The 13,959-nt window shown below is 47.1% G+C and carries 12 protein-coding genes; 8 read left to right on the top strand and 4 right to left on the bottom strand.

From position 1 onward, the window contains the following. Positions 1 to 2: 2 nt before the first annotated feature. Positions 3 to 515, top strand: coding sequence for a hypothetical protein (locus Q7S83_01990; protein ID MDO8466890.1), 513 nt, complete (start codon positions 3 to 5; stop codon positions 513 to 515). A gap of 34 nt (positions 516 to 549) precedes the next feature. Here Q7S83_01990 and Q7S83_01985 read toward each other — a convergent pair whose 3' ends face one another. After that, positions 550 to 1,482: a hypothetical protein gene (locus tag Q7S83_01985; protein ID MDO8466889.1), complete on the bottom strand. Its 933-nt coding sequence runs from the start codon at positions 1,480 to 1,482 to the stop codon at positions 550 to 552. Positions 1,483 to 1,553: 71 nt separating this feature from the next. Between Q7S83_01985 and gatB the strand changes: the two genes are divergently transcribed. Then, positions 1,554 to 2,972: an Asp-tRNA(Asn)/Glu-tRNA(Gln) amidotransferase subunit GatB gene (gene gatB, locus Q7S83_01980; protein MDO8466888.1), complete on the top strand. Its 1,419-nt coding sequence runs from the start codon at positions 1,554 to 1,556 to the stop codon at positions 2,970 to 2,972. Positions 2,973 to 3,015: 43 nt separating this feature from the next. Then, positions 3,016 to 3,459, top strand: coding sequence for a hypothetical protein (locus Q7S83_01975; GenBank protein ID MDO8466887.1), 444 nt, complete (start codon positions 3,016 to 3,018; stop codon positions 3,457 to 3,459). Between the two features lie 55 nt (positions 3,460 to 3,514). On the opposite strand, the gene thrS is transcribed toward Q7S83_01975, so the two are convergent. Next, positions 3,515 to 5,263: a threonine--tRNA ligase gene (gene thrS, locus Q7S83_01970; GenBank protein MDO8466886.1), complete on the bottom strand. Its 1,749-nt coding sequence runs from the start codon at positions 5,261 to 5,263 to the stop codon at positions 3,515 to 3,517. Positions 5,264 to 5,381: 118 nt separating this feature from the next. Between thrS and Q7S83_01965 the strand changes: the two genes are divergently transcribed. Continuing rightward, the gene (locus tag Q7S83_01965; GenBank protein MDO8466885.1) at positions 5,382 to 6,092 is read left to right on the top strand and encodes a class I SAM-dependent methyltransferase; all 711 of its coding nucleotides are present in this window, start codon (positions 5,382 to 5,384) and stop codon (positions 6,090 to 6,092) included. A gap of 36 nt (positions 6,093 to 6,128) precedes the next feature. Here Q7S83_01965 and Q7S83_01960 read toward each other — a convergent pair whose 3' ends face one another. Together Q7S83_01960 and Q7S83_01955 are read right to left on the bottom strand one after the other, a co-directional pair. After that, positions 6,129 to 9,263 (bottom strand): DNA polymerase III subunit alpha, encoded by a 3,135-nt coding sequence (locus tag Q7S83_01960; protein MDO8466884.1) that lies wholly within the window; start codon positions 9,261 to 9,263, stop codon positions 6,129 to 6,131. 113 nt (positions 9,264 to 9,376) lie between these two features. Continuing rightward, a complete protein-coding gene (locus Q7S83_01955; GenBank protein MDO8466883.1) occupies positions 9,377 to 10,348 on the bottom strand; it encodes a S1C family serine protease in 972 nt (323 codons plus the stop codon). A gap of 267 nt (positions 10,349 to 10,615) precedes the next feature. Here Q7S83_01955 and rpmF point away from each other — a divergent pair, with 267 nt between their 5' ends. The 4 genes from rpmF (at position 10,616) to Q7S83_01935 (ending at position 13,951) form a co-directional block, all read left to right on the top strand. Continuing rightward, complete coding sequence (gene rpmF, locus Q7S83_01950; protein MDO8466882.1) at positions 10,616 to 10,780, top strand: 50S ribosomal protein L32; 165 nt, start codon at positions 10,616 to 10,618, stop codon at positions 10,778 to 10,780. A 58-nt stretch (positions 10,781 to 10,838) separates the two neighbouring features. Beyond that, entirely contained in the window at positions 10,839 to 11,303 is a 465-nt protein-coding gene (nusB, locus tag Q7S83_01945; protein ID MDO8466881.1) for a transcription antitermination factor NusB, read from the top strand. A gap of 84 nt (positions 11,304 to 11,387) precedes the next feature. Continuing rightward, a complete protein-coding gene (gene rnc, locus Q7S83_01940) occupies positions 11,388 to 12,071 on the top strand; it encodes a ribonuclease III (protein MDO8466880.1) in 684 nt (227 codons plus the stop codon). A 59-nt stretch (positions 12,072 to 12,130) separates the two neighbouring features. Beyond that, positions 12,131 to 13,951 (top strand): AAA family ATPase, encoded by a 1,821-nt coding sequence (locus tag Q7S83_01935; protein ID MDO8466879.1) that lies wholly within the window; start codon positions 12,131 to 12,133, stop codon positions 13,949 to 13,951. Positions 13,952 to 13,959: the final 8 nt, after the last annotated feature.

The following is a 13,959-nucleotide window of genomic DNA, read 5'->3' as shown; positions in this document are numbered from 1 at the left end:
TAATGTATCGTCCACTGGTGATCTGTTGCAGTCAGCGATTCAAAGAGGAGTTGCAATCATTTGTGAATTTTCTGGAGAAGAAGGGCGTGCTGGTCTTCTATCCGGATTTTAAATTCCATCGCAAGAAGATCATCAAGAAGCCTGAACGGCTTCGTCCGAAAACTTCTCCTCGCGAAAGCTCTGGCTTGGTGCTCACCCATCTGGACAAGATCAACGAGGTCGGGAATATGGGTGGTGTTTGCCTAATCTTCAATCCCTTGCCGCTCGAAGGGCAGAAGAGGGAATTTGGGTATGTGGGCGACAATACTCTCGGCGAGGTTTTTCACTCTCACGCCAAAGAGATTCCCACGATTATGCTCAAGCCTACCGACAAGCACTGCATTATGGCGATCATCTCCAAAACAGAAAGAAAGAGAATCTTCACTATCCAGTGTCCGAAGATGAAGACCTCCGACCTTGATGTCATCTGGGATAATTGGCTTCGTAAGTGGCTGAACGGTGGAAGCTCTTCGTAAATAAAAAATCCGCCCCCTAAAGGGCGGTTTTTAATTATTCTGCAATCAAAGGCTTTACGATTTTCAAGATATTTTTTGCGTCTTCCTCGTTGTTGCCGGTGATTATGATTTTCTTATGGGGCACGCTTGGAGGCAGAGTAAAAGAGCGAGCTTCCTCCAAGAGCCGTTTCTGCCGTTCAGGGTTGATATCCTTTCGGCGCGAAAAGTTCTTCATCAGAATGTCCGGAGACTTTGCCACTAGTAGGATAGTGGTCAGGTTGACCTCCAGTCGATGCCGATTAAGCGCAATAGCGCCCTTTGGGGTCAGCGCGCAGATGCCGTTGCAGTGCTTCAGCACTTTCCGGATATTGCCGAGCGAGGAGCCATAGTAATTGTCGTGATACCAGACCGTTTCCAGAAATTTATGTTCCGCTCGCGATTTCAAGAACTCCTCTTTGGTAACGAACCGATAAGATTCATAATCTCTTTTATCGCGAGGTTGGCGAGTTGTGGTGTTTTTCACTCTAGCCAAACAATCGCCGAGTTGCTCGAGAAGCCAGTTAGACCAGAAGGTTTTTCCGATGGCTTTAGCTCCAACGAGATTAAACAACTGATGCGGCCCGCGTAGCCGGGCAAAAAGATCGCTGTATTTGCACTTCAACTTTTCATACATTGCATCCCACTCGGGATCCAATCCCGGGAAAACCCGGATCTTCTTTCCTTCATCGAGCGCGGTTTTCAATTCTCCCATCACGCCTTCGGAAATTCCGAAAATTCCGACCGTTCCGCAGATTTTCATATAATCGATCATAAAGCGCAGGGTTTCCGTCCGTCCAATAATGCCGCCTTCAAAATATTTGAAAGGCCCTACATCAAAAGGAATCGATGGAGCAAAGCCGGCCTGCCAGGCAATTCGGCGCACCTTGGCGCTCAAATGAGTCAATCGGGTCGGCATAGCGCAATACATAATCTTCTCTCGAAGTCTCATCCTGCCTCCTCTATTTCTAGGGGTCTTTTTTCAATGAGCCTGGTTGAAGTATAATAAGACTAACGAGAAATATGCAATATAAACCCACAATTGGTCTGGAAGTTCACGCGGAGCTGAAAACGCAAACCAAGATGTTTTGTGATTGTCTTAACGACCCAGAAGAGAAACATCCAAACATAAACATCTGCCCGATTTGTACTGGTCACCCCGGAACTCTACCAGTGATAAATAAAAAAGCCGTGGAATCGGTGTTGAAAGCAGGCATGGCTCTCAACGGAGATATTCCGCAGTTTTCTAAATTCGACCGGAAAAATTATTTTTACCCTGACCTGCCCAAAGCTTATCAACTTTCTCAATACGACCTGCCGTTTGTATTCGGTGGTTCATTATTGGGAGTCCGCTTGCGTCGTATTCACCTTGAAGAAGACACTGGCCGATTAGCTCACTCTGAAGACGGTAAATCTTCTTATGTGGACTATAACCGTTCCAGCGTCCCATTGATGGAATTGGTAACCGAGCCGGATATCACCAGCGCCGAGCAGGCGGTGCAGTTTGGCAAGGAATTACAGCTAATTTTGCGTTATTTGGGCATTTCGGATGCGGATATGGAAAAGGGTCAGATGCGCGTGGAGGCCAATATTAGCTTGAATATGGGGACTAAAGTTGAGGTGAAAAACATCAATTCTTTTAGGGCGGTTTTTGGCGCGATTAATTACGAACTAAAGAGGCAGGAAGAACTTATAAAGTCCGGAGGAAAAGTGGTGCAGGAGACGAGGGGTTGGGATGATGCAAAAAATTCCACCTTCTCCCAGCGCTTGAAAGAAGAGGCGCACGATTATCGATATTTCCCGGAGCCTGATCTACCGCCGTTGGACTTGGCCGGTTTTGATTTGAAAAAATTGAAGTTGGAAGTTCCTGAATTGCCGCACGCCAAGCGTCTGCGCTTCACAAAAGAATATGGTCTCCTGCCGGAGCAGGCGGAGGCTTTGATTCAAAATCGTGAAGCGGCGCAATTTTTTGAAGAAACGGTTTCGGAAATCCGCGAGGAAGATGAATCGGGAGCACTGGAAAAAATAAAATTGGCCTTTAATTATCTGACCAGCGATCTTTGGGGTTTGATTATGGATAAAGGGCTGACTTTCTCGGAATTGAAGATTGACGCGGAAAACTTCGCTGATTTGATTGTGTTAATCAGTAAAAAGGAAATTTCCAGCCGTGGCGCTAAGGATATCTTGGTAAAAATGATGGAAACAGGATTAGACCCGAGGGAGATTATGAAAAAGGAAGGGTTGGCGCAGGTTTCTGATGAAGGAGCTCTACAACCGATTGTGGATAAAATTATCGCCGAGAATCCGAAGGCAATCGAGGATTATCGCAAAGGAAAAATGGCGGCGGTGCAATTTTTAGTTGGCCGGGCAATGGGCGCTTTGAAGGGTTCGGGTAATCCGGAGGTGTTGCGGAAGATTTTCGAGGAGACCTTAAAAAAGTAATTTTTTGTGTTAAAATTGGCGTAGAACATTTAGGGGACCACCGATGAGAGAAATCGTTTCTCCGATCGGCAACCCCGATCGGAAATGGGTTTTCGTGGATAATTTTTATCTTTCAATCCGGGGGTCCGGACTGGACTCAAGCTTATTTTCTACGAGAACCAAAGATAAATACTGGATTGGTCATACTGATGTATATTTTTTGGATGACTCGCAGGGAAAGCTTAATGATGACAATATGGTCGTCTGTCATGCTTTCAAGGTTTTCGGAAAGGAGCTTGCGATGCAGAATTGGGGCTTCTTCAGTGAGCTGGAATCGAGTGGAGGGCAACAGGCGGTGTGTTTGGGCGGGCGCTGGTTCCTAATGGAAAAAGGTGATGAGTTGGAGATGAATTCTAGAGAAAAGGTCGCGCCCTTTAAAGAAATTACTCTGGCAATTCACAATAAAGACGGCATAATGGCGCAGGCATTCAAAAGACCCCCGGGTTAACGGGGGGCTTTTTCTTAAGAGTTTATTATTCGCAATATTACCTCTTTAATTCGCATTATTCGCGATTACTCCGGAGCATTTCTTTCAGTTTTTCTACACTTATCGAGCCGTGGTCTTTGCCGCCGTGTTCGCGCAGGCTAACCATGCCGCTTTCCATTTCTTTATCTCCAACCACCGCCAAGAACGGCACTTTTTCCTTTTCAGCGTTGCGGATTTTTTTCCCAAGCGTGTCGTTTTCGGAAGCAATTTCTACGCGATAGCCAACCAATTCCTTTTTGATTTTTTCCGCATAGGCCAGATGCTTTTCTGAAATCGGCACGATTTTTACCTGCACAGGAGCGAGCCAAGCAGGGAAGGCGCCGCCATAGTGCTCAATGAGTATTCCCAAGAAGCGCTCGGTAGAGCCTAAGATTGCGCGATGAATGACCACTGGAGCTTTTTTGGTGCCATCGGTGTCGGTGTATTCCAAATCAAATCTTTTCGGCAGGTTCATATCTAATTGAATTGTGGAAAGCTGCCAATCGCGGCCAATCACGTCTTTGAAAATGAAATCCAACTTTGGACCATAGAAGGCGGCCTCGCCCACGCCGATCTCATGCTTCCAGCCGCGCTTTTGGATGAGCCGAGCCAGAGCTTCTTCGGATTCCTGCCAGACCTTCTCATCGCCGATATATTTATCTTTCGATCCGCCAGCTGGCGGATTCGGATCGCGCGTGGAGATGCGGACCCAGAAATCGTTGAAGCCGAATTTTTTATAAACCTCTTCTATCATATCCAGCATCAGATTAATTTCTGGTTCTATCTGATCCGGTCGGGCAAACACGTGGCAATCGTCTTGGGTGAGTGAGCGCACGCGAGTTAAGCCGGAAAGCTCGCCGGATTTTTCGTGGCGATAGTTGGTGGTGGTGCAGGTCCAGCGCACTGGTAGCTCTTTATATGAATGCTGTTGAGCTTTATAAAGCATCATAAAGTGCGGGCAGTTCATCGGTTTGATGTAGTAATCCGCCTCGTCTTTGAGCTTCATTGGCGGGTACATCGCGTCGTATTTATCCAAATGGCCGGAGATCTTGTAGAGCTCGCCTTTGGTAATGTGGGGGATCCAGATCGGTTGGTAGCCTCGGCTTTCCTGAAGTTCGGTGATGTAGTTTTCTACGACGCGGCGCAAGATCGCGCCTTTCGGATGGAACAACGGCAATCCTGGGCCGACTTCATCAATGATCTCAAAAAGTTCTAGCTCTTTGCCGAGTTTGCGGTGGTCCCGCTTCTGGGCCTCTTCGCGCATTTTTAAGAAGGCTTCCAGTTCGTTTTTGTTGGCGAAGGCCAATCCATAGATACGTTGAAGCTGGGCATTTTTCTCGCTGCCTTTCCAATAAGCTCCGGCGATGGAATCCAACTTAAAACCTTCGGCATTTATTTCCGAAGTGTCGGCCACATGGCCTCCGCGGCAAAGGTCTTCAAAGACATCGCCGGTTTTATATATAGAAAGCTTCTGATCTTCTTTGGAAAAATCTTTGATTAATTCCAGCTTATATTTCTGGCCCTTCATCCGCTTGGTGGCGGCCGCGGCTGTAACTTCCTCGCCCGAGAAGGGGAGTTTGGCGTTAATCATTTTCCGCATTTCTTTTGTGAAATCTTGCAGGTCTTCGGGAGTCAGCGCTTCGGGCAGGTCAAAATCATAATAAAACCCGTTCTCAATGACGGGGCCAATACCGAGTTTTACTTTCGGATATTTTTTTAAAACCGCCGCCGCTAACAAATGGGCGAGCGAGTGGCGAATATTTTCTAGATTAGTTTCGGAAGCCATAGATACAATTTTACTCATAAAATACAATCAAGTCCATTGAGCTTGACTTTAATCTAATAATCTTGTAATATATCAAGCAGAAGCTTAACATCTCAATCCTCTTAAAAAGGAATATCGTATGCCTGAAACGAAAGGTCGGCTGGTCGTCGATATCGGTTGTGGCGCGAGGCCGGTTTTTGTTGATATTGAACAGGAGGCAAGATCTAAGGAGCGTTTGATTTACTCAACGCCGCTTTCAAGGGATTTTTTGGCAATCAAGGAAGGGGATCGATATATCGGGATTGATCGGCATAAAGAGTCGATTGCTTCTTGTAAGAAATCCATCAAGGAGAAAAAGTGGTCATGGTTTGACACATCTAAGATTTCTTTTAAAGCCGGAGATGCGAGAAGCCTTAGGATCGCAACTGGCTCTGCAGATGTTGTGCTTCTTTCGGATATACTTTCGGCTCCGATCCCAGGCACTACGCCAGTTTCAGAGCCTTATCCGGATGAAACCTGTATCACCGAAGGGGCTAAGTGGGCGATGATCAAGGAGGCCTTGCGTATTTTGCGTGACGACGGTCATCTCGTCATTCAAATCTGTCAGACTCCTCTTTACGCTGAGGAAGTGATGAGTCGGATCCAGCGTGATCTTCTTGAGAAGAAAAGGATTAAGCTTGTTAGGCAGTGTGGCGAGTTCGTCAAAGATAGCGACAACTGGAATCTTTATCAGGCCGCCTTTCAGAAAGCCTCTGGCCCGTTCAAAGGAACACCGGAAGTAATTCCTTGGACCGAGGCTCAGAAGAAGTTCGCCATCAAGTACGCCGCTAGCTGGGACTCTTTTTATTAGTAGATCCGCCGCCCTATCTGGGCGGCGTTTTTTTATTTATAGTTCCTGCACCCAATCACAAATGATCTTACATTCACCGTCGCGGGGGGAGACTTTGCCGGAGACTAGCACAATCTTATTTTCCACCCAAAGATTGGCGTATTTTGCCATTATATCGGGGAAGACCACCACTTCCACCGAATCATCTAAGCCATCCACTTTCACAAACATCATCGGCTTCCCATTTTTAGTCATAATTTTTTTCGCCGTGGAGATGAGGCCGGCAATATTCACGACGCCGGAGGTCATTAGCTTTACCTGTTTGATAGGCTTAGCGCCCTTGGCGGCAATTTTTTCGCGGTGCACGTTCAACGGATGGTCCGACACATAAAGACCCAGCAATTCGCGCTCCCAAGTCAGCTTCTCGTGCGAGGTAGCAGGAGTGGCCGGCTGGAATTTAATAGAAAGGTTGGCGAATGGATTGGCGAAGAGGCCAACTTGAGAACTTTCTTTATTTTTCCTGATGCCTTGGCTGAACTTCAAAATCTCTTCCATATTCGTAAGAATGGCATTGCGTTCTAAGCCGAAGGAGTCAAAGGCGCCGCATTTCGCCAAGCTTTCCATTGATTTTTTGTTCAAATCGCGGTGAAGCACACGGTAAATCATCTCGGAAAGTTTTTTAAATTCACCTCCACGCTGACGCTCCTCAATAATTACCTGTACGATATTTTCGCCCACGTTTTTAATCGCCGCCAATCCGAAGCGGATATTGCCGTTATCGGCAGTGAAATCCGCCGAGCTTTTGTTTATATCCGGCGGCAAAACGGCGATGCTCATTTTCTTGCACTCCGACATCAGCTCGGCGATACGATCTACATCTCCGGATTCGGAATTGAGCAGGCTGGCCATAAACTCCACGGGATAATGAGCTTTCAGGTAGGCGGTTTGGTAGGCGATGGTGGCGTAGCAGGCGGCGTGTGAGCGGTTGAAGCCGTAGCGGGCGAATGGCGGGAACAATTCCCAGATTTCCTCGGCGATTTTTTTATCAATTCCATTCGCAATCATCCCGTTTATTAACTTGCCCTTCTGCTGATCCAACAGAGCTTTGATTTTTTTGCCGATAGCTTTTCGAAGTCCGTCGGCTTCAGCAAGAGTAAAGCCGGCCAAATCACGCGCGATTCTCATCATTTGCTCCTGATAAACGCCCACGCCGTAAGTCTTTCTCATGATTGGCTCCAGCTTCTGATGGAGGTAGACGACTTTTTCCAAGCCATGCTTGCGGGCAATGTAGCTTGGGATAAGTTCCATCGGACCCGGGCGATATAGAGAAACCATGGCGATGATGTCTTCTAGCTCGGTCGGTTTTAATTCTTTGAGGTAGCGCTTCATTCCTGAAGATTCCAACTGGAAGACGCCGGTGGTGTCGCCAGCTTGGAAAAGCTTGAAAGCCTTCGGGTCATTTTCCGGAAGTTTGTTGATATCAACTTTATCGGGATAGGTTTCATTAATCAGGCGGACGGCGTCTTCGATGATGGTCAGGTTTTTTAATCCCAGTAAGTCCATTTTTAAAAGGCCAAGGTCTTCAACGCTGTGCATTTCAAATTGAGTGACGGTCACATCCGGATCCTGCGGAGCTTTTTGGAGCGGCATATAATCCGTCAGCGGGGCGCCGGAAATAACTGTGCCGCAGGCGTGCACCGAAGCATGACGGGCAACGCCTTCCATTTTCCGCGCGGCATCAAGAATCTTTTTGGCGTCGGGTTGGGTGTCGTAAAGTTTTTTCAAGTCTTCATTCTCCATCGCCTCTTCGAGGTCTTGGTTGAAGGGGATTAGCTTGGCGAGTTGGTCGCAAAATCCATAACTGATGCCCATCGCGCGACCTACGTCACGGACTGCGGCGCGCGCTGCCATCGTTCCGAAGGTAATAATGTGGGCGACGTGATCTTCGCCGTATTTTTCGCGCAGATATCCGAACACCTCGTCGCGGCGTTTGTCGGTGATATCTATGTCGATATCAGGCATCTGGATACGGTCTGGGTTCAAGAAGCGTTCAAAAAGGAGGTCGTATTTAATCGGGTCAATATCGGTAATGCGCAGTATATAGGAGAGAATGCTACCGGCGGCGGAACCACGGCCCGGCCCTACGACTACCCCTCGGTCTTTCGCCCAATTCACAAAATCCTGCACAATCAAGAAATAATCGGCAAAACCCATCTTCTCCACCACGCTCATTTCAAATTCTATGCGGTCTTTTACTTCTTGTGTTGGATTCGGGTAGCGGTAAGCCAGCCGCTCGGCTACCAACTTTCGCATGTGAGTATTGGGTGTTTCGCCTTCCGGAACTTCAAATTTCGGCAATCGGATTTTATTTAATTCGATTTCCAGATTGCATTGGTCTGCAACCACCTGCGTATTGCTGATAGCCTCCGGCAAATCTTTGAACATTTCCGCCATTTCGTCAGGAGACTTCATTGAGAAGTCGTCGTCTTTCAGCGAGAGGCGATCAGGGTCGTCAAGTTTGTTGCCGGTCTGAACCGCCAACAAAATGTCGTGATATTTCGCATCTTCAGCTTTTAAATAATGAACATCGTGAGTCGCGATCAGAGGAATGCCGGTTTTTTTAGATAGCTCAACTACGCCCTTGTGAACTTTGATGGTTTCTTTAATGCCGGGGTGATAGCCGGTTTCAAGAAAGAATTTTCCTTTGCCGAAAATACTTTCATAATCCAGCGCCACCCTTTCTGCCTCCGCATTTTGGTTATTCAAAATATTTCGCCCGACTTCACCAGACAGGCAAGCGGAGAGTGCAATCAGCCCTTCGCTGTGTTTTCGTAAAAAATCTTTGTTGATACGCGGCTTATAATAGAAGCCTTCGAAGTTGGCGTGAGTAATCAGTTTTAAAAGATTCTTCCAGCCGGTTTCGTTCTGGCAGAGCAAAATCATATGGAAATATCTTTCCGTGGCGTTTTCTTTTTCCGGCATGATGTAGGCCTCCACGCCGATAATCGGTTTGATGCCTGCGGCTTTGGCGACTTTATAAAATTCGATGGCGCCGTAAAGATTGCCGTGGTCGGTTAGGGCTAGCGAATCCATTCCTAACTCCTTGGCGCGGTCTACTAGCTGGTCAATTTTAGCGAGGCCATCAAGAAGAGAGTAATGGGAGTGGGTATGTAAGTGAGTAAATTTAGGCATTGAGTTCGTTGGACTAATTTTACTCGGCGCACCGGTTTTTATCAATAAAATTTTCTTAAAATAAAAGCCCCGCGCCTGCCTGCTGGTAGGCAGGTTTCGCGCGGGGATTTTTATTAATTTTTTTGTCCTCTGATCAGTTCGGGCATGACTTCCAGAATGCTTCTTACGGATACCGCGATCCCCATTGCCGAAACGAAGTTATTGACGGGGTCGCCGGTGACCATCGTGTTGATGCCGACGATTTGGCCATCTTCGTTGAGTAGCGGTCCGCCGGAGTTGCCGGGGTTGATTAGGGCATTATGCATCAGCAGGTCCCGAGTGGCCGGGGAATCCCGGTAAATTTTACCGATACACCCCACCGACAGCACGAAAGGTTTGCAGAGAGGGGAGCCCATTGCCACGACCCGATGGCCCACCTTCAGACTGTCCTTATCGGCGAAGCCTGGGGTGTAGCCTTCATATTTGAAGTTCGGGTCTTTGAACTTGAGCAGCATCACGTCATAGCTATGATCGTAGCCCACGATCTCCGCTTCCTGGGTGCTGACTCCGAAGTTGAAGGTCGCCGTGATCTTGGAGACCGTGTAGCCCGCCATATCCAGATGGCCGGCAGTCAGGATGTAGGTGTTGCCTTCGTAGCGGATGATCGAGCCCGACAGGCAGGACCGCGCCTTCTTAGTGGGTTCTTTTGTGTTGCTATAATCCACCATCAGATGGGTCAGGTAGCCGGCTTCGCCATAGATCTTGACGATGCAGTTCTTGTAGCTTTCGAAATCTTCGCGGAGCTTGTTCAGTTCATCGCGCAGATCATCGTTCTGGTCCGCCAGATTCGTATTTTGGTCAGTCAGATGTCCGACGTTTTCGCCGAGCGCATAAAGAAGAAAACCAATCTGCAGATTCATTTCGGCTTTTTCTTTTTCCGTTGCGACACGGGCATCTTCAAGTTCCAGCACTCTTTCGGTAAGTATGACATTGGCCTGTTCGCTATCTTTGCGCGTATTTTCAATCTTTTTCTGTACGTAAACGAAGCAAAAAGTAGCAACAAGTACGGCAAGCGTACCGGCAATCAGGGCATTGCGAGGTTTCATGTTCTGACCTTTCTCTATGTCAAAACGCTATAATTAATGTCGCATAGGCTTTTAATTTTGGCAACACGGTAAATGTAATCCTACGCTACGCTCAGGATTGCTACTGCTAACCAAATTTTCTGCTTCTTTGAATTGAAAATTTGGAGCAGTAGGTAAAAAAATCAAGTATCCTCTGACTCTTTGACAATTTTCTTGAAACCCGCTATCTTAAAAGTATTGCTATTGGCTGTTCTAGCTACTATCTACTAGCCACTAGCTACTATTCATATGGGTGGCGTACCAGTAAAACATCATTCTAAATCGAAAGTCGGCCGTCGCCGGTCGCATTTGGCTTTGAAAAAACACATGATTATCGCTTGCCTGAAGTGTCAGGGTCCGATGCTTCCACATAAGGCTTGCCCGCAGTGTGGAGTGTACGAGAAGGCGAAATAGCAGTAAGTAGAGAGTAGTAAGTAGAAAATAGAAAGTTTGAAAATTACAAACTGAAAGAATGGCAACTCGACAACTTGCAAGATCAGTAGTCCTCCAATCACTCTTTGAGTGGGACTTTTACCACAAGAAAGAAGATTTGACGAAAGTCTTGGAAAGAAACCTTGCGGAATTTGCTCCCGGCATTGATGAGCCGGAATTTGCTTGGAGATTGATGAAAGGAATCGTGGATAATCTGGAAGAGCTGGACACCATTATCACTCGCGCCGCGCCGGACTGGCCGATTGAGCAGATTGCCATTATCGATCGCAATGCTTTGCGCATAGGTCTTTATGAGTTGCTGCATGCGGACCATGAGGAGGTTCCGCCAAAGGTTGCTATAAATGAAGCCATCGAAATTTCCAAGAATTACGGTGGGCCGAACTCCGGAAAGTTCATCAACGGTGTTCTCGGCACCATTTATAAAGAAATGTTGGCTTCTGGGCAGATAGTGGAAAAGCCAAAAGAAGAGAAAAAAGAAGAATAAAATTCAGTTATTAAGTTGTTAAGTAATTTGGTTATTTGGCGGTTGAATGACGAAATTACTTAGTTACTTAATAACTCCAAACAAATGGAGTTATCTAAATTAGAAAAAGTAATCGGTTATAAGTTTGAAGAAAAAAACCTTTTGAAAGAGGCGGTAACTCACCGTTCTTATTTGAATGAAAATCCTAAGTGGGATGTGCCGGACAATGAGCGATTGGAATTTTTGGGAGATGCGGTTTTAGAATTATCGGTTACCGAAGAATTGTACAAGCGTTTTCCGGAGCAGAAAGAAGGAGCGCTCACGAGTTATCGAGCCGCTTTAGTGAATTATGTGATGATGGCTCGGATTGCCGGAGATATAGGCTTGGAGAAATTTGTTTTGCTTTCCCGTGGAGAGGCAAGAGATGGCGGAAAAGCGCGTGAGGTTATTCTGGCGAACGCGATGGAGGCGTTGATTGGCGCGATATACCTTGATGGCGGACAGGATGTAGCAAACAGCTTTGTAAATAAATTTGTTTTAGAGCATTTGGAAGAAGTTTTACGGGCCGGGTCTTATAAGGATCCGAAGAGCAAGCTTCAGGAAAAAGTGCAGGAAACCAAGCGAGTCACGCCGGTTTATAAAGTATTGTCGGAAATCGGACCGGATCATGCGAAGGTATTTACTGTGGGAGTTTATTTCGGGGAAAAAATGATTGCTAAAGGCACCGGCCAGTCTAAACAAGAGGCGGAAGCAGATGCCGCGAAAGAGGCTTTGTCCTTGCTCGACTAGTAAATTATTGCTTTACTTGGGCTAGTTTTCAGCTCTTTGAAATTAAGAGAGGTGTACGCATGCCTGCCAATCAGCAGGGAATTCCGCCGGGTCGTTCCCCTAAATTTCGCCCTCCTTCTTTTCGGCTGTTGATGATTTTTATTATCTCTTTGTTGATAATCGGAGCCTATGATCGATTCTTCGGCGGTCCGAATGTTGAAGACAAGGCCATCACGATTGATGAGTTGTATAAGGAAATTGACAGTGGTTCGGTGAAAGAAATGAACATCGATCGAAACACCGGAGTGGTCGCTGGAAAATTTTCCAGCAATAAACTTTTCCATACTCAAGTCGCCGACGTCGAGAAGCTGGAAGCCATAGCGCTGGCCAAAAACGTGAAGCTGACTGCCAAGCCCCTTGGTACTGAATGGTGGGTGTATGCTTTGCAATTCTTTGCTTCTTGGGGGATTTTGGTTTTGCTAATAGTTTTCTTTTTCTGGTTCAATTCTAGACGGCAGAAGGCAATGCTTAGTGTAGGAAATTTGACCAGTAAGGCTCGGAAAGAAAGATTCTCTGATGTTGCCGGTTGCGATGAGGCGATTGAGGAAACGCAGGAAGCGATTGATGCCTTGAAGCGCCCGGAAATTTACCGGAAGTTTGGAGCGAAGGCTCCGCGCGGTATTTTGCTCACGGGTTCTCCCGGAGTCGGCAAGACCCTGATGGCTAAAGCTATGGCCGGTGAATGCGGCGCCTCCTTCTATGCTTTGAGCGGTTCGGATTTTGTGCAGGTTTTCGTTGGTGTCGGCGCAATGCGTATTCGTGAAACATTCGCCATGGCTCGCGCTCATGCCCCATCAATTATTTTTTTCGATGAGTTTGACGCGGTTGCATCGCAGCGGATGCCTGGTCCGGGTGGAAATGACGAAAAAGCCCAGACTGTAACGGCGCTGCTGGATGAGATGGACGGATTCAAAACCGACGAACGTGTTCTGGTGATTGCCGCCACTAATCGTCCGGAAAATCTGGATGAAGCGGTGAAGAGGCCTGGCCGCTTGGATAGGGAAATCAGTATTGATTTGCCTGACTTGAAGGCCCGCGAATTAATCTTGAAGATTCATACCAGAAATAAACCCAAGGCTCCAGAAGTTGACCTTATGCAAGTCGCGAAGTGGACTCCTAATCATTCCGGCGCCAAGTTGGAAGCGGTTGCGAATGAAGCCGCATTCATGGCTATTCGGGCCAAAAAAGACGAGATCGGAATGAAGGAGTTTGACGAAGCGATTGACCGAGTCGCTTGGGGCCCGATTAAAAAGAGTCGGGAGATGACAGATGATGATTTGGAATTGGTGACCCATCATGAGATCGGACATACAATCGTTGCGAGACATCACAAGATTTCTGTGCGCAAAGTTACAAATCTTCCGCGAGCTAAAGCCGGTGGTTATACCGGACTGGTTATGGAAGAAAATCAGATGACCCGCGCTCACCTGCAATACTTCAAAAATATGCTCGACATGCTCTTTGGCGGAAAAGCCGGAGAGATTGCTAAGTACGGAAAATCTTGTATTGGTGATCATCAGGATCGTAAAATGGCCACTGACCTTGCTCGTCGTATGGTCTGTGAATTCGGAATGAGCGAGCGCATTGGTTTGGCGGTGATTGCCCAGCGTAGTGATTTCTTGGGAGCGTCCTCCAACAATCTAAGCTGTTCTGATGCTTTTGCTCAGATTGTGGACGAAGAGATTAAAAAGATTCTGGATGATGCCTTTGAGCGCGCCCAGCAGATTGTTAAGGATAATTTGCGTCAGCGCGACGCGTTGGTTGCCGAACTACTGGAAAAGAAGGTTCTGACCGGTGATGAAATTGATGCAGTGATTGCCGGTTGTGCTAATCCGACGTAAAAATATGA

The organism is bacterium, assembly GCA_030646995.1.
Lineage (GTDB): Bacteria > Patescibacteriota > Minisyncoccia > UBA6257 > WO2-44-18 > JAUSKF01.
The sequence above is the reverse complement of the archived record's forward strand: the minus strand, read 5'-3'. Positions and strand labels throughout refer to the sequence as shown.

Bases quoted from the DNA above. Each gene is read 5' to 3' on its own strand.
- Q7S83_01960 (MDO8466884.1), bottom strand. From the start codon at position 9,263: ATGCCTAAATTTACTCACTTACATACCCACTCCCATTACTCTCTTCTT.
- rnc (MDO8466880.1), top strand. From the start codon at position 11,388: ATGGAGTTATCTAAATTAGAAAAAGTAATCGGTTATAAGTTTGAAGAA.
- Q7S83_01955 (MDO8466883.1), bottom strand. From the start codon at position 10,348: ATGAAACCTCGCAATGCCCTGATTGCCGGTACGCTTGCCGTACTTGTT.
- Q7S83_01975 (MDO8466887.1), top strand. From the start codon at position 3,016: ATGAGAGAAATCGTTTCTCCGATCGGCAACCCCGATCGGAAATGGGTT.
- thrS (MDO8466886.1), bottom strand. From the start codon at position 5,263: ATGGCTTCCGAAACTAATCTAGAAAATATTCGCCACTCGCTCGCCCAT.
- Q7S83_01990 (MDO8466890.1), top strand. From the start codon at position 3: ATGTATCGTCCACTGGTGATCTGTTGCAGTCAGCGATTCAAAGAGGAG.
- Q7S83_01985 (MDO8466889.1), bottom strand. From the start codon at position 1,482: ATGAGACTTCGAGAGAAGATTATGTATTGCGCTATGCCGACCCGATTG.
- Q7S83_01965 (MDO8466885.1), top strand. From the start codon at position 5,382: ATGCCTGAAACGAAAGGTCGGCTGGTCGTCGATATCGGTTGTGGCGCG.
- Q7S83_01935 (MDO8466879.1), top strand. From the start codon at position 12,131: ATGCCTGCCAATCAGCAGGGAATTCCGCCGGGTCGTTCCCCTAAATTT.
- rpmF (MDO8466882.1), top strand. From the start codon at position 10,616: ATGGGTGGCGTACCAGTAAAACATCATTCTAAATCGAAAGTCGGCCGT.
- gatB (MDO8466888.1), top strand. From the start codon at position 1,554: ATGCAATATAAACCCACAATTGGTCTGGAAGTTCACGCGGAGCTGAAA.
- nusB (MDO8466881.1), top strand. From the start codon at position 10,839: ATGGCAACTCGACAACTTGCAAGATCAGTAGTCCTCCAATCACTCTTT.